A 516-nucleotide genomic window follows, 5' to 3' on the forward strand; every position below is an offset into this window, starting at 1 on the left:
GTCTTTTAGGGCAGGAATTCCTTACACCCAAGAACTTGAAGAACAAATTATAACTGATTTGGCTCAGCCTTACGTGCAAGGGTTGACCCTATTGGGAGGCGAGCCCTTCCTTAACACAGGCATTTTGTTGCCATTAGTTAAACGGATTCGCAAGGAATTACCAGAAAAGGACATCTGGTCTTGGACAGGCTACACCTGGGAAGAGCTGATGCTGGAAACGCCAGACAAGTTGGAATTATTGAATCTTGTTGACATCTTAGTGGATGGCCGTTTCGACATCAAGAAGAAGAATTTGATGCTTCAGTTCCGTGGCTCATCCAATCAACGAATTATTGATGTCAAAAAATCCCTAGACCAAGGCCAGGTTGTCATTTGGGAAAAGCTCAATGATGGTCAGACCAGTTTCGAGCAGGTTAGTCGCAATAATCTCATATAGGGGCTTTCTAGGAATTCCGAAAGCGATCGAAAAGATTTGAACTATTCAAAAAGAAAAGCGTAAAACTTTTGACAGTTTTA

1 protein-coding gene is annotated in these 516 nt (G+C 42.2%); it reads left to right on the top strand.

All coding sequences use genetic code 11. From position 1 onward, the window contains the following. Positions 1-436, top strand: a 436-nt coding sequence (gene nrdG, locus FH871_RS34665; protein ID WP_138995333.1) for an anaerobic ribonucleoside-triphosphate reductase activating protein, incomplete at its 5' end; no start/stop codon positions are given. Positions 437-516: the final 80 nt, after the last annotated feature.

Origin of the sequence: Larkinella sp. C7 (genome assembly GCF_006149005.1) — a bacterium.
Taxonomy (GTDB): domain Bacteria; phylum Bacteroidota; class Bacteroidia; order Cytophagales; family Spirosomataceae; genus Larkinella.